A 25,395-nucleotide genomic window follows, 5' to 3' on the forward strand; every position below is an offset into this window, starting at 1 on the left:
GTAATCCTAGTTCTCTCGATTAGTTTCAACTTGCTTCAATAATTCCTCAACTTTGTAAGCATTATCAAATCCGTGATCATAATGAAAACGAATTTCCGGTGAGTATTTTAAATTAATTTTAGCAGTTATAAAGTTTCTTATAGCATATTTTGAATTATTTAAAGACTCAGTAAGTTGTATCTCATTAAAAGTAGTATTAAATGGTAAAAAGTAACAATCTGCTATTTTTAAATCAGAGGTAACTAAGACTTTAGTAATAGTTACTGGACAATTAATCAGACGTTCATCTAACATCTTACCACGCCTTAGTACTTCCACTAATGCTTCATTTATTAATATTGCCACTTTTTTTTGCCTTTGTGACCTATTTTGTGACTTGTCTTTATCAGAAAGTTTTTGCATTTACAATAACTGTTTTTTTTCTTCAATAATTTCAAAGACTTCTACTATATCACCTTCTTTTATATCATCATAATTTTCAAAAGCGATACCACATTCAAAATTCTCGTGAACTTCTTTGACATCATCTTTAAAACGTTTTAGAGTCTTAAGTTTTCCTTCGTGAATAACAATATTATCTCGTAACAAGCGAACTCCAACACCTCTTTTAATAGTACCCTTGGTAACATAACTACCTGCAACTTTACCAACTTTTGAGACAGTGAATAGCTGTCTAATCTCTGCTGTGCCAATATATTGTTCACGAATAATTGGTGAAAGCATACCACTCATTATTGATTTAATATCATCTAACAAATTATAGATAATGGAATAATATCTAATATCCACTTTTTCTCTTTCTGCCATAACCAAAGCATTATTATTAGTTCTAACGTTAAAACCAACAATAATAGCGTTGGATGCTTTAGCTAAAGTAACATCTGACTCCAATATTCCACCTACTGCATGGTGTAAAATCTTTAAACGAACTTCATCATTTGGCAACTTTAATAGACTAGTGATAATTGCTTCAATTGAACCTTGCACATCGCCTTTAACAATTATCGGTAATTCTTTTACCATACCACTATTACCGGAGGCTTTTAGGAATAATTCTTCTAGACTTGATCTTTGGGTAACAGAAATTTTCTTTTCTTTTGCAAGGCGTTCACGATACTCTACAATATCTCTAGCCTGTTTTTCATTCTGCACTACATTAAACTGATCTCCTGCTCGCGGAGCTTCATTTAAGCCGTAAATCTCTACTGGTAAAGTTGGTTCTGCTTCGGTGATATCCACGCCTTTATCATTATTCATTCTTTTAATTCTGCCATATTTCGTTCCGGCAACTACTATGTCCCCAATTTGTAAAATACCACGTTGTACCAATATAGTAGCCACCGCTCCTTTACCTTTATCAACTCTTGCCTCTATGACTACCCCAGCAGTGAGTCCGCTAAAGTTAGCCTTAAGATCCTGCATTTCTGCAACCAATAATATAGCCTCTTCTAACTTATCTAAATTAGTTTTCTTTAAAGCTGAAATTGGTACAACTATAGTATCACCTCCCAACTCTTCACTAACTAAACCATAAATTAATAGGTCATTTTTAATTCGGTCAAGATTAATATCCGGTTTATCTATCTTATTTATTGCAACGATTATAGGAACATTTGCCGCTTTAGCGTGATTAATTGCTTCAATCGTTTGCGGCTTTATTCCATCATCTGCAGCAACTATTATAACCACTATATCTGTTACCTTTGCCCCTCTAGTTCTCATATCTGAAAACGCTTCATGTCCTGGAGTATCAATGAAAGTAATAGCCCTACCATCAGCCAAGGTTACTCGATAAGCACCAATATGCTGGGTGATCCCACCTGTTTCCTGACTTGCCAAATCAGTTGACTTTAAAGCATCAAGTAACGAAGTTTTACCGTGGTCGACATGTCCCATAATCGTTACAATAGGAGCCCTATGCTTTAAATCTTCTTCTTTATCAGCTTCACTAATCAATATATTTTCAACATCGGACTCTTGAACCCTTTTTACTGTATGCCCTAAGGTCGTAGCAACAAGCTCTGCTGTATCTGCATCAATTGTTTGGACGGTCGTAGCCATGATACCGAGCTTCATCAATTCTTTTATAACATCTGTGGCTCGTTCAGACATTTTATTGGCTAGATCTCCTACAGAAATAGCTTCCGGAATAATAACTTCCCTATATACTTTATCTGGTGTTTGTTGCTCGGCTTTACGTTTTTCTTTTTCTCTAGCTCTTTTTATTGATGCAAGGCTTCTAGTTCTACCAGTATTATCGCTTCCATCTGCATCAAGCATATTGAAGATATCTGCCTTTTTTAATTTTTTAGGTTCTTCAATTTTAACCTTTGGCACTACTGCTTTATTATCACCAGCCTTGTCTATTGAAGAAATCTCTTCAAGTGCAACACCAAAATGGCTCTGAGAACCAATCAGTGTTGATCTAACAAAAGACTTGGAGGGGTTGTTATCCTGTGAAGATGTAGGTGCTAATGTAGTAGGTGGTATTTCAGAATCATTTTCGATATCTTGTAACTCATCCTGAACATTTTCTTCAATATTGTCTTTTTTCACAGGTTGATTGATAGTTGCAAGTTTACTCAGAGTGCTAATCTTACTATCAGTACTCTGAGATTTTGCATCTTCTGCTGCTTTTTTTAAAATAGTTAAGCGTCTGTTAAATTCTTCTCCAGCACTAGATTCGCCGCCTTGAGAAGTAGAACCACTAGACCAAAGTTTGTTAAAAGACAAAGTATTAGCTGGAGTGCTACTCTTCCTAACTTCTACAATTGTTTTTGCAGAACTAACAAAACCTCTAGTAACATTGGTGGGTTGGGCTGGCTTACTAAGCGATAGTTTAGGACCAGCAAGTGTTAGTTTTTTTGGTTTAGGTTCTTGGTTATTCGTCATAAATATTAAACCTTTAAATAGCAATTATATTTGTGATAAAGTTTTTTAAATAATTTTGCTATGTGATTAATGATTAACAGATATACTCTTCTGCTTTAAAGAATTGGCTTCTGCAAATATTTGTGGGGAATAGTAAGGTACACTCACCCCTTGTTTATTGTCTCCATTCTTCAAATCATTTGAGTATATCGAATAATTTACAAATTTCTAATTTACCGTTAGACCTTTTGTAGAATTCACCCCTGCTAGGGAATTTGTAGGAGACACGAAACCTCGACCCGCAACGTACTCTAGAGTACGTGAGGAGCAGAGTACCAGTATCACACACAAATTACCAGTAGAAGTAGAATTATGCAAGAGGTCTATTAGATTTTCTCTTGCACTTGACTTGCATCTCATGCTTACACTATAATACCATTTTTTTTAAGGGAATTGTTAATTTTTTCTTTACCCAAAATTAAATTACCAAGTTTCTGTTATTAGAAATGGCTAATTTTGCTAGTAGTTCTTCAGTATATCAATAAAATTCTTAGCACTAATACTTAATGCTAAATTTTTTAAAATTTTCTTGCTTTGACTGACAACTAATTAAACATTTTAGAACTCCGTCTACGCACATGGGTGTCAACTTAAGTAGTTTAGGTAGCATCCCCTGTCAGGATTGATACTGAGGTTGCTTAAATTTATTCATCTTCACGAGTACGAGCTGTACGAATCAGTAATTCTATATCATCATCTACCATGTTAGAATTAGGAGCTAATGATTTAAATTCATTAACTGTCAACTCTCCCAAATCTTCTATAGTCTTTACACCATACTCAGCTAATTTTAATATGAATTCTGGTTGTAAATCCAATACATCAATTAATTCTTGTTCAACACCTAAAGCTTCGAGTTTAATAATAATTTTTTCATTTTTAGCATTTACATAATTTATTGCTCGTTCTCTTATCTCAGTTGCTAATTCTTCTTCAAAGCCTTCAATATTCATTAAAGTTTCAATTTTACTGGAAGCTAACTGTTCTAGAGAGGTAAAACTTTGTGCAGATAACAGTTGTGCTATCACTTCTTCAACATCTAAGGTCTCCATAAATAACTCAGTAGCAGAGCAAAACTCATCATTTCTCCGTTTGGATTCTTGATCTTCCGTCATTACATTAATATTCCAGCCAGTAAGTTTAGAGGCTAAACGAACATTTTGACCTCTTCTACCAATTGCAAGACTCAAATTATCTTGAGACACAACTACATCAACTATATTCTTATCTTCATCAATAACAATTTTTGCAATTTCTGCAGGAGCAAGTGCATTCATAATAAATTGGGCAATATTCTTGCTCCATAATATTACATCTATTTTTTCGCCATTAAGCTCATTAGTAATAGCCTTAATCCTATTGCCTCTAATTCCTACACATGAACCTATAGGATCAACACTAGAGTCAGAAGCAAAGACTGCAACTTTTGCCTTTGATCCAGGATCACGAGCTATAGCTCGTAATTCAATTATATTATCATAAATCTCTGGAATCTCTAATTCAAATAATTTTATTAGCATTTGGTCGTCAGTTCTAGATAGAAAAATTTGTGGTCCTTTAGACGATAATCTTACGTCTTGTACATAAGCTTTAATACGATCATTAACCTTAAAGCTTTCTCCTCTAATGAGCTGCTCCTTTTTAATCATTGCTTCAGCACGACCACCAAGGTCAACTATGATATTATTAAACTCTACTCTCTTAACAGTGCCGTTTAAAATCTCACCTTTCTTATCTTTAAAATCTTCATATTGTTTTTCTCTTTCCACTTCACCAACGCGTTGTATTATTATTTGCTTAGCTGCCTGAGCTGCAACACGTCCAAGATCAATAGGCGGTAAGAATTCATAAATCTCATCACCAATTTTAGCATCGACTTTCTTTTCAACAGCATCCTTTAAAGAAATTTGAGTAAAATAATTCTCCACATCATCTACTACATCAAGGATTCTAAAAAGATTAATATTACCATTTTTCCTATCAATCTCAGCTTTTATATTATGTTCATTTCCATATTTTCTGCGTCCTGCAATCTGTACAGCCTGTTCCATTGCCGAAAGTAGTGCTTCCTTAGGAAGATTCTTTTCTCTAGCTACAGAATCTATGATCTGCAGAATTTCTATGTTACCAATATTAATCATAAATTCACTGCCTTTTAATATTAAACTTCTTGCATCTACTTGCTACTGATAATTTGTGCGTCGGTATACTCCTTCTGCTCCTACGAATTATTTTTTGAAAATATCATGGATTCGCATGCTCATGTATTATATGTACACCTAGCATCATAGTACCCTACATTTTCTATATAACCACTATTAAAATGGCTGCTGATCGTCTATTAGCGAGGAGCCGCGAAAAAGCAGCGACGCGGCAATCTAGGATACACGAAGCGTTACTCTAAAAAAACAGCTTCGCTGTTTACCTAGATCACCACAGCATCTAAAGATGCCTTGCTATGACGATTATAGAAAAATGTATGGTACTCTATGACCTAGCATGCTCACCATTCATTAGACCTCTTTCGAAACTCTACTTCTGCTAGTGATTTGTACGTCGATGCGGTACTCGAATCCTCACGTACATTTAAGTACGCTGCGGTTCTGCGTTCCGCGTCTCCTTCAAATCCCTTGCGCATAAGCGAGTTTCGAAAGAGGTCTATTTTCAAATCTAATTCGTAGGATCATTTGAGTATACTAGACTCGAATCTGTAACGGAATTTGAGTACGCTGTGGGTCGAGGTTTTGATCCTCCTACAAATTCCCTAGCAGAAGCAAATTATCCAAGAAGTCTATTTTTTATTCATTAAATTCCTAAACATTTCATCTGTTAATACCAAAGAGGCTTTTTTTATCATATCAAATGAAAACACTATGTCTTCACCATGGTTATTCAGATGAATTTTATTATCTTCAGCTTTAACTATCTTTCCCTGATATCGAGTTTGACCATTTAATAATTCTTTTAATTTTATGGTAGCCTCTCTACCAAGGAATCTAGTATAATCTTCAAATTTTATTAATGGGCGTTCAATACCTGCTGAAGAAACTTCTAAAAAATATTTATCACTAATTATATCTTCAACATCTAAAAGGGCTGAGATAATTCTACTGCTATTCCGACAATCTATTATAGTAACCTTTTTACCATCCAACCTATCTATTAGTATTTCAAGTACTTTATGGGTTGAACCCTTTAAAGTTACTTTTACTAAGTCGAAACCAATATCTTTCAGGTTATCTTGCACCGTATCAATAATTTGTTGCTCTATAGTTTGCATTACAACATAAATATTTAAAGATTTTAATAAAAAAGGTGGGGTTAACCCCACCTTTGTTTTTTCAACTTTATTTACAAAAATTTCAACCCGCAAAGCTAGAATACAATATTTTTATGATATTAGCAACAATTAAAAAAATGTTATATTTAGTTGTAATTTTACCATTAAAATAATAAAATTTGTCTGACTAATCATAGTTATTTACGAAAATTTGTTACATTATGGTTTATCTTCTGCTATAAATACTTAAATAGAAATGTATTATGTTCAATGAACTCGACTACATAATAATGAATAAAGAGTTTTGGTATTACTATGAAAAAATTAATAATGTTGCTTTGTGTCTCTTGTTTGTCTAGCACAGCCTTTAGCAGTTCTACTCCTTCAGCTGAAGCTGCTTCAGATACTGAAATAAAATTAGAAGGATTTTTTGGTTTCCAAGCTGGTTATAGTACTCAAGGCAAATTGTCGTCAGAACAAAGTAAATATATTACTGATAATAAGAAAAAGCTTGGATTTTATAGTGAAGCAGCTTTCTCTGCCACTGCTAAGCAAGAATTTAATGATGTAATAGCTGGAGTTAAAATGGTTTTACTACCAACAACTAAACCAAAGGGTTCTGCAAGTGTCAATGGCTCTTTCATATTCTTAGAGACAGATTATGGTAAAGTAGAGCTAGGCTCTCCTTATGATGCTGCAAATAAGATGGGTGTTAGTGGTGCTAAAGTTGCAGCAGCTAGTTGTGGTTTTGGTTGGAGTAAGTATGTCTCACTAGACGATAGCGGTATGCAATATAAAGGTATGAAGCCACAATTTGAGGTAGTCCCACCCTCTGTCATAGACTCATTTACCAATGGCTTCGATGACATAAATAAAGGAACAGAGCCAGCTAGAAAAGTATCTTATTATACACCAGAGATGCAAGGTTTTCAGTTTGGTATTTCTTATATTCCTGATTCAGCAAATACTGGTGGTCATCGTAATATAAAAAATTTAGATAGTAAAACAGGTCGTAGTACATTAAAGACTGGTATAACTGAAGTAGAACTACCTGGTATAGATGGTGGTAAAGGTGATACAGTAATTTATAATTACAATGTCAAAGATGCGATTTCTGCAGGGATATCCTATAAGTATGAGATTTTAGATGATATGGCAGTAGAAGTTGGTGTTACAGGAGAACATGCTAAGCCAGCTCGCAAACTTATAGTATTAGATCCTGATGGAAAGATGCTATCTAGCAACAAGCTATCAGATCTAAACGCTTACAATTTAGGTGCAGTCTTAACCTATGGTAATATTTCTTGTGCTGGTTCTTATGGTAGTTTAGGTAAAAGTTTGACTTCAAAAACTTACCATAAAGTTGGTCGTGATACGAAATATTATAATGGCACAATTGCTTATGGGCAAGGTCCTATAAAAACAAGTCTTTCTTATTTTAAATCACTAAAGTATAAAAATACGGTGGATACAGTAAGCTTAGGTACTGAATATAAGATAACACCAGGCTTGTTGCCTTATGCTGAAATCTCTTATTTCCAAGCTAAGGGTAAGCCAGTTTACCTTATTGAAGCACCTAAGAAAAAAACCAAAGGTACAGTTGCTCTTATTGGTGCAAAGCTTAAATTTTAACCTTTAATAAGCCTTCGTTGTCATTCCAGCTTTTAGCTGAATGACAACGTTTTTGGTTATGTAAGTACCATTACTTACGTTGGTTTTTTGCTCCACACGGGCAAAGGTTTCGCAGGGACAGCTTTTTTACATAAGATATTTTTGTAATAATGCTTCTAAAATTGCCACGGTCTCGATATCTAATATTCCAGAAAAATTCTTTGGGCGGAAATGCATTTGGAACGATACTACAACATCCGTTGTCTGTTGATCAATTATTCCTGTCGGCTGCAACACATAACCATATTTGCTAAATTGTTCTTGGATTAACTTTACATTAGACAGATCTACCTTAGGTATTAGAGCATTAACAGTATCTTGATCATACCAAGCTCCGATATTATTATCATATAATTGTTTCCATGGAAATAGAGGACCTGGGTCTTGTTTCCTTCCCGGAGCAGCATCAGAATGACCGATTACACAAGTGGGGTCAATATCATAGCGAGCTATAATATTCTGACAAAGTTCCATTACTGCTATAATTTGGTCTTCGGGATAAGGATACCAATGAATCTTTCCTTGAGAATCTTTAGTATCGCCAAGATTTACTATTTCAATACCTATAGAAGTATCATTGAGATTCTGACGCCCCTGCCAACCACTAACACCAACATCCCAAGCTCGTCTAGACTCTTCCACTAATTGGAATATATGATTCGGATTAGAGTCAGAAACTAGATAGTGTACACTAACTTTTGGACCTAGTAGGTCTCTTAGGGATCCTTCTAAGTTTTCGTTAGTGTAATGCAGCACCAAAAATCTAACTCTCTCATTAAAAGATGGGGCTCGGTAGGTTGTTCTATCAATTGTAATCATTTTATAATACCTATTTTATAAGTTGCATTAATTCATCCCATTCTCTTTTATTTATGCCACTAGATTCTTGAGTAATTTCTTCATTATTGAGTAGTTTTTTTATAACAGCCAGTCCTTTTTTAGAAATATTACTACCTTCTATCCTATATTCCTTAAAAGCATCATAAGTAAAAGGTACCCAAGCTTTTACTATTTCTAGCATCTTCTCTGCATATACTCTGATTTCATACTGGGCATGAGAATCCCCACGTAACAGTAGAAAATGTAATAGATTATGCAAATTAATCTTCCAATACCATTCTGTATAATAGTTTAAGGTTAAATTCATTCTCGCAAGTTCCCTAGTAATACCTATGGTATTTTCATCGATAATATTGCCATGTTCATCCTGGTTCATCATTTCAGTATAATGCTGATAACATAGTTTAGCATCTTTTTCTAGTAGCACTAAGACTTTATCTGCAATTTCTTTTGGGATTTCTTCATCACTTCTTCCTTGTTTATTTATTGTGGATTGAGCAGCAAGATTCTGTTTTTCTGGTAAATAAAATTCATTTCCTAATATAGAATATCTAGCTGAATATTCATTAACACTAGCAGTTCTGTGACGTATCCATTGTCTTGCAACGAAAATAGGCAGTTTAATATGAAATTTGATATCACACATTTCAAATGGTGTTGTATGGTGGTGACGCATTAGGTAATTGATTAAACCTTTATCTTGGCTTAGTTGTTTTGTACCTTTACCATATGATACTCGTGCTGCTTGGACGATGCTACTATCATCACCCATATAATCAATAATTCTGATAAAACCATGATCTAGTATTTTTATAGGTTCAAATAATAATTCTTCTAGAGCTGGTACTGTAGCTCTTTTTGTCTTGTAATTATTGTCGTGCATTCTTTTCTCTATTATTCTGTTTGAAAATTTGTTAATTCCAGCATCAAATATTCATCCATAGGAATCTTATCTTGATTAAGCATTTTGTTGATATTAGAACCAAGTGCCTTAAATGACTTACCTTTGGCAATTACTGTTCTAGTGCCAACTGGCACTTTACCATGTAGAGCATATGAAACGATTAATGGATAATTAATATCACCAATTTTTATATCTAATTTCTTACCTTTCTGTACTGAATCATAAATTACCTGACCATTTGATAATTTAGTAATCTTTACGTCAACCCCTACTTTATCTCCGCATAATAATGGTATTCTATAAGCTATTTCATCATCAAATATCTTTACTTCATTACTATCAACAAAATTATTAGGTAATATTGAATTTAAGACAATATTAACTCTATAAGGTGCATCATGCTCTCTATCTTCTTCTTTATATTGCTGGTTATAATATGCATATTTTGCAGGAAGCACCGCTTGTCTTGTTTGTCCAACCATCATACCTACTACTACAGCATCAAGACCTAGCATGATCGCTCTAGAACCAAGTGTAAAGGTTTTGGTATTTTCGCTAAGTAAATTATTGTTAATATCCAATAATTGATAACGTAATGTGACTACGTGACCACAAGTAGCTGGTCCAACAGTCCCGTTACCAAAGCTATTAATCTTAAACATTGGTTGTATTAAGTCTCTATTAACCTCTATAGTATATTTACCATCAGTAATAGGTTTGTTTGTTGGTTGTAGTAAATGCTCAAAAAATAGTCGACCTTCTTCTGTCTTAAGAGCATTTATCAAAACCTTTGAAACAGTTTTTTCAAGAAAATTACCAGTTAATGGTATATTTGCTTGTTCAGGAGCAGCGGTAGTATTTTTATTATTTTCAGCATCATTAGTTGTCTGAACTTTAGGGTCTTTGTCCTCGGGAGGAGAGAGCATCTTCATTTGGACAATAGAGTAAATAATTGCTGCAGCAATTATAAGACTTAAAGCTTTTTGCATATAATATTTCTTTCTTAAGTATTTCTTAGTTTGTTTTTAAAATATATAGCTAACCTTGACTAGCATTACTCCGACTATTATCGAGGAGTACATAAATCCTAGTGTCATTGCGAGGAGGCATGAGCCGACGAAGCAATCCATTTCTAATCACTTTTTTGGATTGCTTCATCGCCACTAAAGTAGCTCCTCGCTAATAGACGGAGTAATGTTACTCGGGTTAGCTATATATTCTCTAATTTTTAATGTTTTTTTCTAGGAAGCTGTTGGAGATAACTAATTAATTATTTTCACAAACTACCTCTTTGTAACTATAAATTACGATATTCCAAGATGATCAAAGGCATTTTTAGTAATAACTCTACCTCTTGGAGTACGTTGTAATAACCCTATTTGTATTAAATATGGTTCTATAGTCTCTTCAACAGCATCACGTTGTTCTGATAGAGCTGCTGCAATTGTCTCTATACCAACCGGACCACCAGCATAATTATCAGCTATAAATTTTAAGTATCTATAATCATTACTATCTAAACCTATTTTGTCAACTTCTAATCGATTTAGGGAGATATTGGCAATATTTTTATCAATTTCTAGCTTATCATCGACAGAAGCAAAATCTCTCACTCGTCTAACTAGCCTAAGGGCAATTCTTGGAGTTCCTCTACTACGCCCCGCTATCTCTTCTAATGCCTCATCGGTTAAATTAATTGCTAACAATTTACTAGCTCTACTCAAAACAAGTTTTAATTCAGCCACGTTATAAAAATGCAAACGCAATGGTATACCAAATCTATCTCTCAAAGGGTTGCTGAGTAAACCGAGCCTAGTAGTTGCTCCAACTAAAGTGAAATTGGGTAGATTGATTTTTACTGACCTTGCTGAAGGCCCTTCACCAATAACTATGTCTAAAGCAAAATCTTCCATTGCTTGGTACAATACTTCTTCAATATTTGTACTAAGACGGTGAATTTCATCAATAAATAACACATCATTATCTTGCAAATTAGTAAGTATAGCAGCTAGGTCAGCTGCTTTTGATATAGCAGGTCCTGAGGTGGATTTAAAATTTACTCCCATTTCCTTAGAAATAATTTGTGCAAGAGTGGTTTTACCAAGTCCAGGAGGACCGTAAAATAATGTATGATCTAAATGTTCAGACCTATTTTTAGCTGCTTGGATAAAAATGGATAGATTCTCCTTAATTTGTTGTTGTCCGACAAATTCTCTTAAATAGCTAGGTCGTAGAGAAAATTCTTGATCGCTCGGAAGTATATCAGCTGACAAAATATTTTTAGACATTGGATCCACGTGCTTTTAATGCAAGTTTAATTAGTTCATTAATAGAGAGATTAGAATTTTCTGCAATAATTCCCTGTACTAAATTTTGTGCTTCAGTTTTACCAATACCAAGCGAGGTTAACACTAATGTGGCATCAGATGATATCTTAGCTAAGTCAGTATCATTGTTATCCATGGTAAGGTTGTTAGTAAAATTAGTTAAGGCTTTATCCTTTAACTCTATGATAATTCGTTCAGCTAGTTTTAGCCCAACACCAGAAATGGCTTTAAAAGCTTCTTTATCCCTTCTTGCTATCGCTGATTGGATTTGTTCGGGTGATAAATTTGATAAAATAGCTAAAGCCATTCTTGTACCAATACCGTTTACCGATTGTAATAAATTAAAAAAAGCCTTCTCTTCGAGAGATAAAAATCCGTAAAGATTAATATGATCTTCTCTTACATGTGTTTCAATAAATAATTGACAAAACTCATTAACCACTAACTTATTTAAAGTTTTACTAGAACAATACACTAAATATCCAACACCACTAACATCAATAATGACATAATCATTAAAACAGGCGTCTATTTTACCTTTTAGTTTGCCAATCATAATTTATTTAGTATCAGATTTTACTTTTGGTTTACGATTTTTTGTACATATATGTGCTATTACTGGTAATATAGTTACTATCGAAGCTAAAATATAATGCAGTAACGTTGGAGTTTCAGTGCAATGGCATTGACCATCATCAGAAAATGTTGATATAAGTATAATTTTCGCAGCAATCCAAGTAATCACTATATATATAAGCAAGTATACTACATATTTAACCTTTGCCCAAATACTCTTAATCATAATTTCCTCTTCTGCTATAGCTAACCATTATATAACAATAATGGAATATGTTAGTAAATCATAAATTTGAGGATCGTAAGTCATTATTTTAGATTCTCTATTTGAGATTTACTTAACTTAGTGTATTTAATAATTTTTTCCATCGACTCATCGTTTAATAGCATTTCTTTTGCCATAGATATTCTTTCTTCATATCTACCTTTCGCTATACCTTCCTCTCTACCTTTCGCTATACCTTTTTCTAGTTGTTTTTTCAGAGTATTAGCTTCGATACGCAGCCATTTAAGATGGTCTTCATAGGCTTCTCTTTCTTCGTCAGTAAAGTTCATAACATCTAGCACTGTTAGAGCTTTTTTTAAGGCAACATTGTCTAATTCTTTAGGTAAATTATCTTTGTTAAGTAGGTCATGTCTTGTTAGAAAAGCTGTCCACATGTCTAGAGAGTTTTTTACTTTTTTCAGTATATCAGGTAATTCCTCATAAGAATTATCAGTAAACTTATTAAGCTCAATAGTATGTAATTCGAGGTCTTTGAAATATAACAAGCCACTATCTTTTTCTACTATATGAAAAACATTGTGATACTTAGTTACATTCGTAATAGAAGTAAAGTTTAGAATATGAATACCAATGGCTTTGCTTAGGGTAGAATAGTCCTGGGCTACCTTTAATTGCTCAGTATATAATTTAGCCCAATAATATAAAGCTTGCTTATCATAATCAGCTTCATCGCTAATTTGAATTTCAATATTGAATCTTTTGCCATCAACGGATTTGGCTTTAACATCTAATATTGAGAGTTTATCACTCTTAAAGCTCTTTGGATTATATGGATTAAGCAGCGTTACCTCTGCCACTTGATCCTCTTGTCCAACGATAGAATTAATCAAGGATATCAGCAAGTCCTTATTCTCTTCAACACCAAATATCTTTTTGAAAGCTAAATCCACGCGAGGAGTTATTTTTTCCATATATATGCTGCTATTAGTAGTTATCAATTATAAAGTTAGTATAGCACAGAAATTATAAAGCACTAAGTAATATAATGTGGAAAATATAATAGATATCTTTGGCAAACTCTCCTTCTGCTGGTAATTTATTCGTGCTACCGGTACTCTGCTCCTCACGTACATCATCGTCCACTGTGAGTCGAGGTTTCGTGGCTTCTTTAAATCCTTGCACATAAGCGAATTTCGAAAGATATCTAATGCAGAAATTGTGCTAGTATTAAGAATGAGTTGTTTTGCCGCCACTTGAAGTACTGAAAAGCAATGTATACATATTATATGCGAATTCGGGATAAGAATTTGTCAATTATTATGTATTTAAAATAAAAGAAAATGTTGCAATAATTAGTTATCTAGGATAAATTGGTGTTAAAAGATACTGACACCGTGATGCCGAACTGTGAATTCTAGGAACAGATAAAAATACAATTATAGTTAAATACATTGAATTAGGTGGAAAGATAATTGATAAAATCAGTTGATTGTAACAGTTGATGGTAAAAACTACTGCTATGTTTTTACCACCTAATTCAATGTATTTGACTATATAATTTATCATTAGAGGTTCTAATTTTATGTAAGAAAAAGAAAGGTCAATCAAATTAGTTAACTTTTGGGATAATGTTAGTGTATTTCAAAAAATACATATACTCTTCTGCTCCTACGAATTGTTTTTTGAAAATATCATCGATTCGTATGCGTAACTATACTATATGTACGCTACGCCTTCTCAGCATTCATTTTCAAAATCAAAAGATTTAGTAATAATAAATATAAGAAATTAAAATTAATAAAAAATAAGATTATGACAAGGGTAAAACCCCATCAAAAAATTATATCTTTCGCTGAAAACAAATCTGATTTAGATAAAATTACTCAATTTATTATGGACGGTTGGGCAATAGTAAAACTAATGCCACATGGTAATTATTTTATTGGTGTCATGGAAAAAATGAATTATGACAATAATATAAATGACCAAGAAAAAATTGTTTATATTCCTCCAAGAAAAAAGATCATTTTTACTTAGTGGTCTCTATTTTTTAGTGTATAAAATCTTATAATGTTGGTATATTCTTCTGCTTTAAAGAATTGTTTTTTGAAAATATCATGGATTCGCATGCGTAATTATACTATATGTACACCTAGCATGCTCACTATTCATTTTCAAATCCAATTCTTCAAATCATTTGAGTATAACTAAGTGGTATTTTTTTATTTTTAGGATTATTTATAATGACTTATTTAAAATTTTGTATTCGTTTAATATTATTGGTATTTTTAATAAACCATTCCGCTCAAGCTAGATGGAGTAAGTACGAAGATGCTCCTGTTGAAATTAAATTTTATAACAACGATATTAGTATTAATCAAGATGGCACTTCTGAAGAAATAACGGAAATGCACGCAAAAATACTAAAAGAATCAGGACGTAGTGATTTCTCTCAATATAGATTAACTTATAATAACTATAGTTCCCAAATCTCTATATTAGAAGCCAAGACTATTTATAATGGGCAAGAATATGTAGTTTCTAAAGATATGATTGAGGATAAACCACTAGCTAGTTTTGGACAAGGTTTTGATCAACTAAATCAGATAACTATCTCATTCCCTAAAGTTGAACTTGGTGCAGAAATATACTTAAAATATAAGTATGTTGAAACAAAAGTTGCCATAGACAATTTTTATGGTGATACCATATTCTATGGTAGGGAAGGTTACTTGCAAGCAAGTAGTACTAAGATCAATTCTAAATTGCCCCTAAATATCAAAGTAAACGACCCAAAAGGTGTATTAAAAGTTATTACTGATGCTGAAAGTGACTTTCATTCGGCAGAGATTATCCTAGAGAAACCTGTTTATAATCAATTGACTAATGAATCAAGTGAGGGGATATTAAATGTTAAGCAAAAAACTTGGGTATCTTTATCAAGCTTAACTAAATGGCAAGATTTTGCCAAGCAACTAGCTCCTGACTATTCTAAGGTAATCAATCAACCACTTCCTACAACTCTCATGAGTATAGCAGAATCTGCTCTAAATAAAAATACCGATGAAGAAAAAATTAATTTTGTTACTTCTTCATTAGCTGAAAAAATCCAATATATGGGTGATTGGCGAACAGTATCAGGTCGGTATTTTCCTAGAGATTTAGAAAAGATTGCTACTTCTCAAATTGGTGATTGCAAAGATTTTTCTGCAAGTACTGCTGCTATCTTGCAAAAGCTTGGGTTTAAGGTTCAACCCATTTTAGTAATGCGAGGTATTACTAATTTTTCTAATCCAAAAGCACTACCTACTATAGGAAATTTTAATCATGTGATGCTTAAAGTAGCTAATAAAAATGGAAAAATATATTGGATTGACCCAACAAACTTTGTCAGTATGGCACAAGGAATTTTTCCGGATGTTGCAGGTAAGTTAGCCTTGGTATTAGATCTTCAACAAGCAGGTTATACCAAAATTCCTGAAATAGATCATCAAAATTCACAAGCTATAATACACAATGAGTTGGTAATAAGAGATAATATTGTAGATGTGCATGGTCAGCTTGATTTGAAAGGAGAAGTAGCAGTAAATATAACAGGTGCTGGGTTATATCAATCAAATGAACAGCTAAGGGATTTTACTTTCCACATGTTAACAGGAGTATATCTTGATAAAGAAGACAAGAAATTGTTAGAATTACCTGATCTTACTTCTCGTATTGTTAAGGATCTTACAATTAAGTACGCATATCAGCAAAAAAACCGAATTTTTAAAACCAATAAGGGGTTTGGTTTAAGGTTAAGATTATATGGAATGGAGGATATTACAAATACAGCTTTTGACCAAGTATCAGACCTTTTTATAGGTATACCTAACACTAACACAAGACATGTAATTATAAAAAATATTATAATTAAAGATTGTAAAAAATTAAACTTTGAAGTTGATACTCCGTGGGTATATGTCAATAGATCATGTAAATATCAAAATAAAGATACTGAATTTACAGATATAATCTCCATAAGAAAAAGTTTGATTACCAATAAAGAGTTAAAAACTCCTCAATATAAAAACCTTAAAAGCAACTTAGAAAATAAATTTGAGCGAGCAGCGATAATTATTGAATGAATAGATATCTTTCGAAACTCGCTTATGCTAGGGAATTTGTAGGAGACACTTCACCTTGAACCGCAGCGTACTAAATGTACGTGAGGATTCGAGTACCGGATCGACGCACAAATTACCAGCAGAAGTAGAGTTTCGAAAGATATCTATTATAATTATCCCTTGCTGTCAAGGTAAGGGCATTCTCGCTTCAGTATACTAGTGCTTGGTTTAAGTAGACGTCATCTCTTAGGCAAATGAACCCCTTCGATGTGAATGCTCGAACTGGGATTCTCTAGATTTCAAATTGTCGTATTGGGGTGTTACGGATTCGAGAACAAAAATAACGTTCGATAAGACCATTAGATAGAAATCTTCACATCACCTAGCAAAACAGGTTATTCATCTTTTTTCTTATCAATGTCTTTCATTCCTTCCTTGAAAGCTTTAAGACCTTTTGCAAGATCTGACATCACTTGAGGCAACTTACCAGCTCCAAACAACACTAAGATGATTAATAAGATCACTAATAAGTGGCTGAAGCTCATTCCCATAATATCAATTTTATAAGTTTTAAGTTAGAATTACCTATAATATTATAGCAAATAGTTAATTTGATCTAGCATAAAAAAATACAAATTTATCATCAACATCAATTTCGGATTAATTTGATTAATCCGAAATTGGAATGAGAATATAAACAATCAGGCTTAAAGCGGTTTGACGCATAATTGTTAAATATTTCATTTGCTAATAATCTTATTTTTATTGGTATAAAAATAAGATTATTAGCGATAATAGATTAAAATGCATTTGTGCCAGCCGCTTCAATAATGTATCTTTCTGAGGTCATCATGAAAACATTTGAAACTAACATTACTAATATCTATGGCGTTCAAGGTAAGGTTTGGTTAGATGATTTGCCAAAAATTGTCCATAAATTGGCTAAGGAGTACGGTTTATCTAGCTTAAATCCAGTTAAGAACTTGAGTTACCATTATGTCCTAGCAGGCTTCCAAGGTTATCAGCCAATTATCTTAAAGTTAGGGCTAGACATTGATGATCTTAAGAGAGAATCAACAGCTTTAAAAGTTTTTTCTAAATTTGGAGGTGTGAAGGTTTTAGGTGAAAGCACCGGCTTACTGCTAGTTGAACAGGCTATTTCTAATATATCATTAAAATCCTATTTTCCTGTAAAAGATTACGAGGCTATTAAAATAGCATGTAATGTAATGAAAAGATTACACTATGCACCTTTGCCATCAGAAGGTTTTCCTTATGTCACAGATTGGTTGGCAGTATTAGATAAAGAATGGGATGTGCCAAATTACTACTTAGAAAAAGCTAGACAATTGCGAGATAAATTACTAGGCACATCGTCAATGTTAGTTTTACTTCATGGTGATTTACATCATGATAATATTCTGCAAAGTGGTGATAATTGGGTGGTTATTGATCCCAAAGGAGTTATCGGTGAAAAAGCATATGAGGTAGCAGCATTTATTCGTAATCCTCTCCATGAACTCCTTGCTTTAGAAGATGTTGAAAGTATTATTGCAAATCGCATCATTAAGTTTGCAACTCTCTTGGATTTAGATACGGAGCGAATTAGCGATTGGTGTTTTGTCCAATCTGTACTTTCTTGGGTTTGGGCTTTAGAAGATGATTCTGACGTACGTATGTTAGCAAAGCTTACAAAAATTTTTGATATAATCAATTGATGAGAATTTGGTAACGTCGTCTTCGATCGATCGCCTATTATCTATAGGCTTTGCTCCATCCTAGCATCAAATTCTTCTGAATTGGCTTTAATATAAGGAGAAATGCCCTCTAAAAAAGGGTTCTTATATCTAATTGAGGTTAGTATATTCATTTAGAATTCTCTTGATATTATTGAGCATGGTAAGTTCATTTTTCTTTCTAGTAAATACACAATATATTACTTTACTTATAGTGGTGCGTTTTTTAACTTGTATAACCAACTCTTGTTGAACGATTGTTCGAATTGTAGTTAGATTACCATTCATTAAAAATTGTGATAAAAGTTGAAGCTGTTCAACACTAAAATTTGTTAGTAATATTCTAATAATTACCGTAACATAACCTGCAGGAGTTGTTATATTAGTTTTCCTGACATGTTTTTTAAAACTTAAACTAGATGTTTTATTTAAATATTTGTCACTAAAAATTTCTACAAAATTTATTTCACATAATTGTTTTTTTACTTCTAACCTTTCTTGTTCAATTAGTCTTAACGTTTTAACTGAAGTAACATTGCTATTTATCTTATAATCAGCTGCAATTTTACATGTTATTACCTGTTGTACAAACTCTGCATAATTTAGCTCTTTTTTTAATAATGAAGTAATATTTTTAAATAACAACTGATACCTAGTTTTTAAAGCATTTTTAGTAAAACTATCTAAAGAAGCATATCGTTTAATAATTTTAACTTCAAGTTTTGCAGAAAATTTAGACTCAATAGAAGAAATCATTAAAGAAATAGTATGACCACTTTGGATATTTTGAGTTAACCTTTTTCTAATCTGAGCTAATATATAATTCAGATCAGAATCTTCTGTTATATTGAGCATCCTGATAGCATCTATATGCTTTGTAATATTAATTAAAATTTCATGCATAAAGACATTTTGCCGGAGTAAGAATCTTTCTATTATAGCGAACTCTGCATTTTCTATCTGATGTATTATTGCATTATAATTTTCAAATAATACTGAAAGCTCATACCCTGAATTATTAAGTTTACTGAAACTCTTCCTAAATTTTGATTCATCATGTATTCTTAGCAAAATATGGTTTATGGTCTGAGATTTAATAGATAAATCTTTTAGCCTATTATATAAGCAAATTAACTTAGCATTGGTTAACTCCATCAATACATTGTGATCATCTATTAAAAAATTAGTAATTTTTTTTAAAATGTATGTGTAATCTACAGTGTTTTCTTCTTTCAGTGTTAATAATATATTGGCATGAAATAACAATGGAACAGATTCTTTCTTTATGTCAATAGTAGAATCAATCTGCCATAATTCTTTAATGAGCAACAATTGATCTAAAAGTAGATTTTGTTGTTCAAGCGATAAATTATCTAAATTCAAAACAATTGCAGTTGCCTGTAGATTATTTATAACATCTTGATTTTTAACATCTTCAGTTATTAATATACAACAATGTTGTACAAAGTTTCTAGCTAAATCCATTACAGGTTTTAGTGCCTTATTATTTTCTTCATGATGTAAAGTGGAAGAACTTTTTAAGCAATCAACCAATTGATTAAGAGAGGTAACAAAATTTGTTACCTCTTCCATTTGATATTTTTGTTGCTTTAACGTTTCAATAGAGAGAGGTCCGTAATGCTCAAGAACAGAGAGCAAGTTCTTTTGACTATCTAGACTAAGATAATCAAGCAAGTCACTATTCTGTTGTAGAATCTTTATAATATTAAAAGTACGTAAAGACCTTTTTAAAGTACTAGGATATTTACAAGACACGATGCATTCAAAGCTTAAAGAGACAAAACAGCCTTTTAATCTTTCTTCATACTTACTAATAACCTTAGTATTAAAATCTTTCATAATTAATTTTCTTATCGTGTTATTCAGTATCTAGGGAGGAGAATCAATTAACTAATCAGAACATAAATTTACGGATGTATACCCATTTCATGCTTCCATCAAGCATTATATCAGTATCATCATGGTATCCCAATATATTTTTCACTTCTTCTTGGGTTGTGTTACCTTATTTGCAAATAAGACTTAATTATCACGAAAGTTACAAGGGGGTTCAAATCATTATAACAGTATTTTTATTTTAACTAATAGTATTTTTGTATTTATTAGAAAAAATATTTATAGTATATAAATTAATTATTTTGTTACGAATAAGTAAAAATTTTTATTGCTTAAATATCAGTAAAACCTTATTTTTATAAGGACTTCTCATAAGGAATATAAAATCCTGAAGAGTAAAGTATTTAATTTAACTTAAAACTATATCAAAACTTATGCATAATATCCTTATCATTATAATTTCATTATTGTTAATATCATGTTCGGAAGAAAGTGATAAATCTAATAATAAAAACGAACAACCTGATAATAAGGTTCAAGTGACGCAGGAAAAAGCTCCACAAGAAGAAAATAATGACAACCTTGCCAATGATAAATGGAATACAATAGTAAATCCTCAAGACAGTACGGCTTCAACTAATACGGAAGAACCTCTAGATACGGTAGAGGATTCTGCTACTAACTCTACTGATAATGTTAGCTTGAAACAGATGCCTTATAAACCAACTTTCAATGTTAGCCAAAATGATATAGTTCTTGGTAATGTTAAGGCAACTGTAGTGGTAGTTGAGTATTTTTCTCCAACTTGCCCACATTGTGCTTATTATCATGAAAAAATTCTACCTGAGCTTAAAAAGAAATATATTGATACCAATAAAATTGCTTACATAATTCGTGAATTTATCGGTAATAAGCAAGATTTAGATGCAGCAATTTTGGCACGTTGTCCAAATGATCTAGATAGTTTTCTTAAATTCCAAAGTGTAATACTAGCACAACAAGATAAATGGGGTAGTAGCAATAGATATCGTGAATTACTAACAAATATAGCTCAAATTGGTGGAGTATCCGCAGAAACTTATGCTAAATGTCTTAATGATAATAAAATTGTCGAAACATTACTTGCTAATACTAACCTTGCTGCTAGTTCACAAGGTTTTGTTGGTACACCCGCATTTTTTGTTAATGGCATACTAACAAATGGATATAGTTTAGAAATCCTTTCTAGGGTAATTGATAAAACGTTAGAAAACTCTAGTATCAAATCCGAAAATTAATACACTTACTTAATCTCAACTATCGATGTAACAAGTTAACCATAGTACCCTACATTTTTCTATAATCGTCGTAGCAAGGCTCTTTAGATGCCGTGGCGATCTAGGTAAACAGCGAAGCTGTTTTTTTAGAGTAACGCTTCGCGTATCCTGATCTTGGATTGTTGCGTCGCCGCTTTTTCGCGACTCCTCGCTAATAGACGATCAGCAGCTATTTTAATGGTGGTTATATAAAAAAAGTAGAGTATTATGTTAGATTCCCGCCATTGCTTAGAATGACAGCGTTTTGACTATAGTACTATAGTTATAGTACTAGGATGACATCGTTTTTGGCTAAAACCTTCTCTGGTTAGCTATATCATTTCTCTTTAAATGCTCTAAACATCGTATCAGTAATAGGATCAAGTAAATATTTCAGGAGAGTCCTTGTGCCAGTAACAATTTGAACTTCCGCTTGCATACCAGGATGTAACTCTAACTTTCTAGCTTTTGCAATCTTATTAAACTCATCCATATCAATCTCAATTCTAGCGATATAATAAGTGGTAGGATCTTGAGTTGGAGTATTTCTGTCTTGTACAATATCAGGAGATATTTTAACAACTTTGCCAGTAAATAACGGCGTTGTTCTAGATTTAAAAGCACTGAAGCGAATTTTTGCTACCAAGCCTTCATGCACTGAATCTATATTCTTGCTTGGAACTTTTGCTTCTATTATTAAATTATCATCAGTTGGAGAAATCTCTAGAATCGGATAACTTGGTGAAATCACCTGTCCTATTGTATGATAGTTCAATACATTTATAATACCATCAACTGGTGATTTAATAACCACTCGATTTAAAGAGTCCTGATGTGCATTAAATGCTTCTTTAAAACGAGCTACTAGCTCTTGTGCCTCTTTTAGTTCAGTCAGAGTTTTCTCTGTATATTTATTCTGTAAGTTAATAATGCTAATCTCACACTCTGTAATCGAATGCTTAATAGATGCAATCTCAGCTTCTGCCATAGCTATCTCACTTTTGTACTGTGCTTCCTTAGCTTCTAAGTCTAATAAAGCGGCTTTATTGGCAAAACCTTTTCCATGCAATGTACCCATTGCCTTTAAACGGTCCTTAACAACCTCTAGAGTTTTTACATTTGCAACTTTTTTAGCCTGCGTACCTTCGATTTTTTTATTTAATTGCTCGATCCTTTGATGTAAGGCATTTTTTTCACTTTTATACACTTCTTTTTTAGACTGAAATAAATTTTCTTGGGTATGTATAATCCTTGCTACTTCAGGTAAATTGATATCTTTGGTTAATAATTCTGGAAATTCAATCTGAGCTTGATTATCTCTCTCGGCAATTAAACGACTTTCCGTTGCTAAAGCATGTCTATATTGGCTTAAATTACTTTCATATGCTGACTTAATTCTTGTATCTTCTAGCTCTATTAATTTATCACCTTCTTTAACTTGATCACCTTGTTTAACAAAAATATTAGCTATAATTCCACCTTCTTGGTGATTAATTGTCTTCTTATTACCACTCGTTATAACAACACCCAATGCTGTAGCAGCACTATCAAGAGGAGCAAAACTGCCCCATACCCCTCCAACTAATACAAAAAAGATTATTACATATACCCCAAAAAGAATTGGGGATCTAGCAATTTGCACTACATCATTGCGATCAACATCATTATTTTTAGTAATAAAATTGACGAAACGATCAAGATAATATAATGTATTTTTAATGGCATTAGAAATCTTTACTATTACCTTTTGTGATACAATAGCTCCCTTTGTTTTTTTTGTGTGTGTTAAATCATTTTGTAGCGACAAAAGCTGTTTAAGTTGCTCCGCTGTAAATGCCGGCTTATTGTTATTTGACTTTTCTTCCATATTTAAAACTTATTCATTAATGTGGATTACACCATTTTGCAACAGTTTAACTCGATTTTGCATTTCTTCTTGAGTGCCATAAAGAGCTACCGCCCCCTCTTGTAATACCAAAATCTTATCTACCACCGATAATACAGAAGGTCTATGAGAGATAACAACTACAGCAATACCCTTAGATTTTGCTTGCTTTAAGCAATTTGATAGGGCTATTTCACCCGCTTCGTCAAGATTTGCATTAGGTTCATCTAAAATAAGTAGTTTAGGATTACCATAAAATGCTCTAGCAAGACCAACCCGTTGTTTTTGTCCACCAGAAAGATTAGAGCCTGCTGTTCCAATATCTGAATCATAGCCATCCGGTAATCTTAAGATCATTTCATGAGCTCCAGCAATTTTAGCTGCCTCAATTACTTTTTCCGGATCAGCATTTTCAGCCATCCTAGCTATATTCTGCTTTATACTACCACTAAATAACTCTATTCCTTGCGGCAAATACCCTACATGTTTACCAAAATCTTCCCTGTTCCAACGATAAATTTCCCCACTATCAAGCCTAACAGTCCCTGACGATGCTTTCCATACCCCAACTAAAACTTTTGCTAAAGTTGACTTACCTGCTGCAGAAGGTCCTATAATTGCTAATATCTCACCAGGCTGCACCGCAAAGGACACTCCTTTTAAAATATATCTTGGTACTGGCGGTTGTGGTATATGTGGAGGAATTGGTATCGAATAATAAATATTTTCCACAGTTAAATGTCCTTCAACATTTGGAATTGGCATTGCTTCTTCTCTTGATTTATACGAAGCAAATAATTGATTGATATTTTTATAAGATTTTATAGCTCCGCTCATACTTTTCCATAACTCAATAGCGTTATCAAAAGGGGCTAAAGCTCTACCAACTATAATGGAACTCATAATCATACCACCAGTAGTCATCTCTCTTCCTGAAGTACTAACAACAACATAAGCCCCAATCCCAGTTACCAGCATCTGCATAACATTACGGATAAATCTTGAAAAATTAGAAATAGCACCATTACGGTAGCTAGCAGTTGATTGCTTCTCCAAAGAAGCAATATTAAATTGATGCCAATTTGCCGTAACATTTTTCATCATGCCCATAGCTTCTACAACTTCTGAATTTCTATTGGCGATGTCAGCTTGCGTCATACCCTTTATAGAAAATTCAGTAGCTTCACCGAGAGTTTTATTAGTTGCAGCTGCATTAAAGAAAGCCGTAGATACAATAATAATAGCCCCAGCTAATGTAAGGATTCCAATATATGGATGAATTAAGAAAATTACTATTATATAGACAACACTCCAAGGAGCATCAAATAAAGTATTAATACCAGTGCTAGTTAGAAAGGTTTTTACTGTTTGGAAATCACGAAGTAACTGACTAGCACCCATATTAGTACGAGTTGCAGAGGCTGAAATAGAGTGACCAAAAATTACAGGAGCAATTGTTTTATCCAACCATTCACCAACTTTAATTAGGGTGAATGATCTAGCAATTTGCAATAACCCATAAATAAAATAGATCGTACCAATAATAATAGACAACCACATTAATGTAAATAAGTTACCACTTCCTATAACCCGATCAAGAACTTGCAAGGAATAAAGAGGTGTTATCAACATTAACAAGTTAATAACAAACGCAAAACTAAAAACTATCCAAAACGCAATTTTGCACTTCTCAAGAGCAGTAGTTAGGGGATTTATTACTTGAGATACTAATGCACTATTATTTCTCATATTACCATTGTT

Annotated in this window: 22 protein-coding genes; 5 read left to right on the forward strand and 17 right to left on the reverse strand. The window is 32.8% G+C overall.

Annotated features, from left to right (window positions below):
• Nucleotides 1-6: 6 nt before the first annotated feature.
• The 5 genes from rbfA to rimP form a co-directional block, all read right to left on the reverse strand.
• Entirely contained in the window at nt 7-402 is a 396-nt protein-coding gene (gene rbfA / locus AAGD26_RS01590; RefSeq protein ID WP_341751948.1) for a 30S ribosome-binding factor RbfA, read from the reverse strand.
• Nucleotides 403-2,892, reverse strand: a complete 2,490-nt coding sequence (gene infB, locus AAGD26_RS01595) for a translation initiation factor IF-2 (protein ID WP_341751949.1) — start codon at nt 2,890-2,892, stop codon at nt 403-405.
• A gap of 683 nt (nt 2,893-3,575) precedes the next feature.
• A complete protein-coding gene (gene nusA / locus AAGD26_RS01605) occupies nt 3,576-5,072 on the reverse strand; it encodes a transcription termination factor NusA (protein ID WP_341747730.1) in 1,497 nt (498 codons plus the stop codon).
• 362 nt (nt 5,073-5,434) lie between these two features.
• Nucleotides 5,435-5,569 (reverse strand): palindromic element RPE1 domain-containing protein, encoded by a 135-nt coding sequence (locus AAGD26_RS01610; protein ID WP_341751950.1) that lies wholly within the window; start codon nt 5,567-5,569, stop codon nt 5,435-5,437.
• Between the two features lie 153 nt (nt 5,570-5,722).
• A complete protein-coding gene (gene rimP, locus AAGD26_RS01615) occupies nt 5,723-6,211 on the reverse strand; it encodes a ribosome maturation factor RimP (RefSeq protein ID WP_341752283.1) in 489 nt (162 codons plus the stop codon).
• A gap of 315 nt (nt 6,212-6,526) precedes the next feature.
• On the opposite strand from rimP, the gene AAGD26_RS01620 reads away from it, so the two are divergent.
• Nucleotides 6,527-7,843: a porin gene (locus tag AAGD26_RS01620; protein ID WP_341751951.1), complete on the forward strand. Its 1,317-nt coding sequence runs from the start codon at nt 6,527-6,529 to the stop codon at nt 7,841-7,843.
• Nucleotides 7,844-7,969: 126 nt separating this feature from the next.
• On the opposite strand, the gene AAGD26_RS01625 is transcribed toward AAGD26_RS01620, so the two are convergent.
• The 8 genes from AAGD26_RS01625 to AAGD26_RS01660 all read right to left on the reverse strand — a co-directional run bounded on the left by AAGD26_RS01625 (nt 7,970) and on the right by AAGD26_RS01660 (nt 13,937).
• Nucleotides 7,970-8,701 carry an N-acetylmuramoyl-L-alanine amidase gene (locus tag AAGD26_RS01625; RefSeq protein WP_341751952.1) on the reverse strand — a complete coding sequence of 244 codons (732 nt, stop codon included), beginning with the start codon at nt 8,699-8,701 and terminating at the stop codon, nt 7,970-7,972.
• 10 nt (nt 8,702-8,711) lie between these two features.
• Nucleotides 8,712-9,605 (reverse strand): FAD-dependent thymidylate synthase, encoded by an 894-nt coding sequence (gene thyX, locus AAGD26_RS01630; RefSeq protein ID WP_341751953.1) that lies wholly within the window; start codon nt 9,603-9,605, stop codon nt 8,712-8,714.
• An 11-nt stretch (nt 9,606-9,616) separates the two neighbouring features.
• Nucleotides 9,617-10,615, reverse strand: a complete 999-nt coding sequence (locus AAGD26_RS01635; RefSeq protein WP_341751954.1) for an FKBP-type peptidyl-prolyl cis-trans isomerase — start codon at nt 10,613-10,615, stop codon at nt 9,617-9,619.
• Between the two features lie 315 nt (nt 10,616-10,930).
• Nucleotides 10,931-11,914, reverse strand: coding sequence for a Holliday junction branch migration DNA helicase RuvB (gene ruvB, locus AAGD26_RS01640; protein ID WP_341751955.1), 984 nt, complete (start codon nt 11,912-11,914; stop codon nt 10,931-10,933).
• Nucleotides 11,907-12,509, reverse strand: a complete 603-nt coding sequence (gene ruvA, locus AAGD26_RS01645) for a Holliday junction branch migration protein RuvA (RefSeq protein WP_341751956.1) — start codon at nt 12,507-12,509, stop codon at nt 11,907-11,909. The genes ruvB and ruvA overlap by 8 nt, the downstream gene beginning before the upstream one ends.
• Before the next feature lie 3 nt (nt 12,510-12,512).
• Nucleotides 12,513-12,755, reverse strand: a complete 243-nt coding sequence (locus tag AAGD26_RS01650; RefSeq protein ID WP_341751957.1) for a Holliday junction ATP-dependent DNA helicase RuvA — start codon at nt 12,753-12,755, stop codon at nt 12,513-12,515.
• Between the two features lie 83 nt (nt 12,756-12,838).
• Nucleotides 12,839-13,726 (reverse strand): Rpn family recombination-promoting nuclease/putative transposase, encoded by an 888-nt coding sequence (locus AAGD26_RS01655; RefSeq protein WP_341751958.1) that lies wholly within the window; start codon nt 13,724-13,726, stop codon nt 12,839-12,841.
• A 52-nt stretch (nt 13,727-13,778) separates the two neighbouring features.
• Entirely contained in the window at nt 13,779-13,937 is a 159-nt protein-coding gene (locus AAGD26_RS01660; RefSeq protein ID WP_341751959.1) for a hypothetical protein, read from the reverse strand.
• Between the two features lie 630 nt (nt 13,938-14,567).
• Here AAGD26_RS01660 and AAGD26_RS01665 point away from each other — a divergent pair.
• A complete protein-coding gene (locus AAGD26_RS01665) occupies nt 14,568-14,792 on the forward strand; it encodes a DUF2674 domain-containing protein (RefSeq protein WP_341751960.1) in 225 nt (74 codons plus the stop codon).
• 206 nt (nt 14,793-14,998) lie between these two features.
• Nucleotides 14,999-16,882 carry a DUF3857 domain-containing protein gene (locus AAGD26_RS01670; protein WP_341751961.1) on the forward strand — a complete coding sequence of 628 codons (1,884 nt, stop codon included), beginning with the start codon at nt 14,999-15,001 and terminating at the stop codon, nt 16,880-16,882.
• A 374-nt stretch (nt 16,883-17,256) separates the two neighbouring features.
• Here AAGD26_RS01670 and AAGD26_RS01680 read toward each other — a convergent pair whose 3' ends face one another.
• The gene (locus AAGD26_RS01680) at nt 17,257-17,412 is read right to left on the reverse strand and encodes a Sec-independent protein translocase subunit TatA (protein ID WP_341747719.1); all 156 of its coding nucleotides are present in this window, start codon (nt 17,410-17,412) and stop codon (nt 17,257-17,259) included.
• A gap of 300 nt (nt 17,413-17,712) precedes the next feature.
• Between AAGD26_RS01680 and AAGD26_RS01685 the strand changes: the two genes are divergently transcribed.
• On the forward strand, nt 17,713-18,579 hold the full coding sequence (locus tag AAGD26_RS01685) for an aminoglycoside phosphotransferase family protein (protein ID WP_341751963.1): 867 nt from the start codon (nt 17,713-17,715) through the stop codon (nt 18,577-18,579).
• A gap of 129 nt (nt 18,580-18,708) precedes the next feature.
• On the opposite strand, the gene AAGD26_RS01690 is transcribed toward AAGD26_RS01685, so the two are convergent.
• Nucleotides 18,709-20,457, reverse strand: coding sequence for a hypothetical protein (locus AAGD26_RS01690; protein ID WP_341751964.1), 1,749 nt, complete (start codon nt 20,455-20,457; stop codon nt 18,709-18,711).
• Between the two features lie 431 nt (nt 20,458-20,888).
• Between AAGD26_RS01690 and AAGD26_RS01695 the strand changes: the two genes are divergently transcribed.
• Nucleotides 20,889-21,731, forward strand: a complete 843-nt coding sequence (locus tag AAGD26_RS01695; protein ID WP_341751965.1) for a DsbA family protein — start codon at nt 20,889-20,891, stop codon at nt 21,729-21,731.
• 355 nt (nt 21,732-22,086) lie between these two features.
• On the opposite strand, the gene AAGD26_RS01700 is transcribed toward AAGD26_RS01695, so the two are convergent.
• Nucleotides 22,087-23,616 carry an HlyD family type I secretion periplasmic adaptor subunit gene (locus tag AAGD26_RS01700; protein ID WP_341751966.1) on the reverse strand — a complete coding sequence of 510 codons (1,530 nt, stop codon included), beginning with the start codon at nt 23,614-23,616 and terminating at the stop codon, nt 22,087-22,089.
• A 9-nt stretch (nt 23,617-23,625) separates the two neighbouring features.
• Nucleotides 23,626-25,383 carry a type I secretion system permease/ATPase gene (locus tag AAGD26_RS01705; RefSeq protein ID WP_341751967.1) on the reverse strand — a complete coding sequence of 586 codons (1,758 nt, stop codon included), beginning with the start codon at nt 25,381-25,383 and terminating at the stop codon, nt 23,626-23,628.
• Nucleotides 25,384-25,395 lie beyond the last annotated feature (12 nt).

This window comes from Candidatus Tisiphia endosymbiont of Piscicola geometra, from assembly GCF_964026415.1.
Lineage (GTDB): Bacteria > Pseudomonadota > Alphaproteobacteria > Rickettsiales > Rickettsiaceae > Tisiphia.

Coding starts and splice junctions, on each gene's coding strand:
- rbfA (WP_341751948.1), bottom strand. CDS start 402: ATGCAAAAACTTTCTGATAAAGACAAGTCACAAAATAGGTCACAAAGG.
- infB (WP_341751949.1), bottom strand. CDS start 2,892: ATGACGAATAACCAAGAACCTAAACCAAAAAAACTAACACTTGCTGGT.
- nusA (WP_341747730.1), bottom strand. CDS start 5,072: ATGATTAATATTGGTAACATAGAAATTCTGCAGATCATAGATTCTGTA.
- AAGD26_RS01610 (WP_341751950.1), bottom strand. CDS start 5,569: ATGCGCAAGGGATTTGAAGGAGACGCGGAACGCAGAACCGCAGCGTAC.
- rimP (WP_341752283.1), bottom strand. CDS start 6,211: ATGCAAACTATAGAGCAACAAATTATTGATACGGTGCAAGATAACCTG.
- AAGD26_RS01620 (WP_341751951.1), top strand. CDS start 6,527: ATGAAAAAATTAATAATGTTGCTTTGTGTCTCTTGTTTGTCTAGCACA.
- AAGD26_RS01625 (WP_341751952.1), bottom strand. CDS start 8,701: ATGATTACAATTGATAGAACAACCTACCGAGCCCCATCTTTTAATGAG.
- thyX (WP_341751953.1), bottom strand. CDS start 9,605: ATGCACGACAATAATTACAAGACAAAAAGAGCTACAGTACCAGCTCTA.
- AAGD26_RS01635 (WP_341751954.1), bottom strand. CDS start 10,615: ATGCAAAAAGCTTTAAGTCTTATAATTGCTGCAGCAATTATTTACTCT.
- ruvB (WP_341751955.1), bottom strand. CDS start 11,914: ATGTCTAAAAATATTTTGTCAGCTGATATACTTCCGAGCGATCAAGAA.
- ruvA (WP_341751956.1), bottom strand. CDS start 12,509: ATGATTGGCAAACTAAAAGGTAAAATAGACGCCTGTTTTAATGATTAT.
- AAGD26_RS01650 (WP_341751957.1), bottom strand. CDS start 12,755: ATGATTAAGAGTATTTGGGCAAAGGTTAAATATGTAGTATACTTGCTT.
- AAGD26_RS01655 (WP_341751958.1), bottom strand. CDS start 13,726: ATGGAAAAAATAACTCCTCGCGTGGATTTAGCTTTCAAAAAGATATTT.
- AAGD26_RS01665 (WP_341751960.1), top strand. CDS start 14,568: ATGACAAGGGTAAAACCCCATCAAAAAATTATATCTTTCGCTGAAAAC.
- AAGD26_RS01670 (WP_341751961.1), top strand. CDS start 14,999: ATGACTTATTTAAAATTTTGTATTCGTTTAATATTATTGGTATTTTTA.
- AAGD26_RS01680 (WP_341747719.1), bottom strand. CDS start 17,412: ATGGGAATGAGCTTCAGCCACTTATTAGTGATCTTATTAATCATCTTA.
- AAGD26_RS01685 (WP_341751963.1), top strand. CDS start 17,713: ATGAAAACATTTGAAACTAACATTACTAATATCTATGGCGTTCAAGGT.
- AAGD26_RS01690 (WP_341751964.1), bottom strand. CDS start 20,457: ATGAAAGATTTTAATACTAAGGTTATTAGTAAGTATGAAGAAAGATTA.
- AAGD26_RS01695 (WP_341751965.1), top strand. CDS start 20,889: ATGCATAATATCCTTATCATTATAATTTCATTATTGTTAATATCATGT.
- AAGD26_RS01700 (WP_341751966.1), bottom strand. CDS start 23,616: ATGGAAGAAAAGTCAAATAACAATAAGCCGGCATTTACAGCGGAGCAA.
- AAGD26_RS01705 (WP_341751967.1), bottom strand. CDS start 25,383: ATGAGAAATAATAGTGCATTAGTATCTCAAGTAATAAATCCCCTAACT.